We start from the raw sequence: 1822 nt of genomic DNA on the forward strand, positions 1-1822 counted from the left end.
AATATCAGAGCGTAATATTAACAATTAACAGGGATATTTCCAGCTTGTTTTTAAGAACAGAGAACTGGACACCCTATCTAATTGAGCAAGCTTTGAGCGTATTTTTTAACGTTAATTATATTTAACGACCCTTGGGTCTTGCCTGATGAAGTTTGCGTCATAGTATTCACCTTTTTCCACGAGGGTGAATATGATCCTTAGCAACTTGTTTGCTATGGCATTTAGTACATAATGACGCGGCTTTTTATCTATTAAAGTACGTCTCTCGTAATACAGTTTAATCTCCTTGTTGTGCAATCTGGCGCTTTCTGCGCAGATGTACAACAAGGTCTTTGACCGTCTATTACCAATCTTGGATATATGTGCTCCCTTGTCCATTTTCCCCGATGATTTTTCGTATGGCGCAGTTCCTGCCTAAGCAGCATATTGGCGCGCTGTAGTTATTTTTGTGAAATTCTCTGTTTTTACCAATAGTTCTACTGCGGTAATCAGCCCAACTCCATCGACACTTTTAACAAGCTCATAGTTGTGGTGAATGCTCTCATGTCCATTTATGACTTTCAACATTTCTTTTTCCGTCTCTGCAATTTCCGTGTCCAACATCTCTTTGATACGGTCCATGCTTCGCTTGACGGCAAGACTTCTGATAGGACGACAATCCTCGCTCCTGTCGGCTGTTATTAGCTGCTTACGCTGTTCTACAAGCATTTCTCGGTGGCGTGCCAATTGACGAAGCTCATATAGAGCCTCTTCTGGAAACGTCTTGTATTTCAGCTTATCAGGATATCTCTCTCCAAAATCTCTGAGCAGTGCACAATCCAGGACATCCGTCTTGGCACGGTCAGGGGTAGCTCTATATCTATGGATGACATATCCACCCACAAAGGCAATCTTTACATTGCAATCCATGCAGCACTTCAAGAGGGTATCACCATAAACTCCGGTATGCTCAGCAACCAATACAGCATCGCTAGGAAGGCCTTTAAAAAACTTTCCAATACCCTTTAAATTGTTCGTTACAACCTTATGTGAAGGTTGGTTTGATACTTTTTTTGATGTCAAGTCGAAAAAACTTACGTCAAATTTCTCTTTTGCCAAATCTATTCCGTATATTTGCATTTTGAATGAAGTTTTTAATAAGAAGGGTGCTCCGTTCTGAGCGGCTACAACTATACTACGAGTCCTGTCTTGTTCTACACAAGCAGGCTAATTTACTCTCAAGCTTCTGCTCAGAAAATATCCAGTTCCCCAAACAGGGCTAAGCCTTTACTATGCTAGAAAGGGCACAGGGTTAACGCTGGATATGGAGTATTCTTCTTTTTTTATTGTACTTATCTAATTTTCTGCAAAGTTAACAAAAGTTTGCAGATATAAAGATTTTCACCTCTTTATTTTTCCAAGTGCAAATATAATAGAAAGGGCAGAAGCTCCTAGCCCAGGGAGGGCACTGAAAAAGTCCCTTCATAGGTTATGTTAGTTTAACATTCAATCTTTGAAATAGTGTACCCAAAAGTTGCATATGTGCAATATATTTTGTATTTTTGTAGGAAAATTCAAGGATTATGCTAGAGCAACAACAGACCATATCATTCAGTGATTATTCAAGTTTGTATAACTTGATTATTCCAAAAGACAACCTGCTCCGCCAGATAAATGACCTGGTGGACTTTAGTTTCGTATACCAGGAATTGCAGGACAAGTATTGTCATGACAATGGGCGTACGGCAGAGAGTCCTATCCGTATGTTTAACCCACATTGCAGCAGTCTTTGATGAAAAACTTAAAGATTCCTAACGAAATCCTAGATTTTGGCAGTTTTCAG

General features: G+C 39.7%; 1 protein-coding gene and 2 pseudogenes. 1 reads left to right on the forward strand and 2 read right to left on the reverse strand.

The genetic code is table 11. The features are described from left to right. Positions 1-111: 111 nt before the first annotated feature. Both AAAT87_RS15615 and AAAT87_RS15315 read right to left on the reverse strand, forming a co-directional pair. Positions 112-402: pseudogene (locus AAAT87_RS15615) on the reverse strand (transposase); the annotation flags it as partial. A 12-nt stretch (positions 403-414) separates the two neighbouring features. Next, on the reverse strand, positions 415-1098 hold the full coding sequence (locus tag AAAT87_RS15315) for an IS110 family transposase (RefSeq protein ID WP_349226913.1): 684 nt from the start codon (positions 1096-1098) through the stop codon (positions 415-417). A 464-nt stretch (positions 1099-1562) separates the two neighbouring features. Between AAAT87_RS15315 and AAAT87_RS15320 the strand changes: the two are divergent. Beyond that, a pseudogene (locus AAAT87_RS15320) lies at positions 1563-1748 on the forward strand (transposase); the annotation flags it as partial. Positions 1749-1822: the final 74 nt, after the last annotated feature.

The sequence above is a fragment of the Segatella sinensis genome, from assembly GCF_040095255.1.
Lineage (GTDB): Bacteria > Bacteroidota > Bacteroidia > Bacteroidales > Bacteroidaceae > Prevotella > Prevotella sinensis.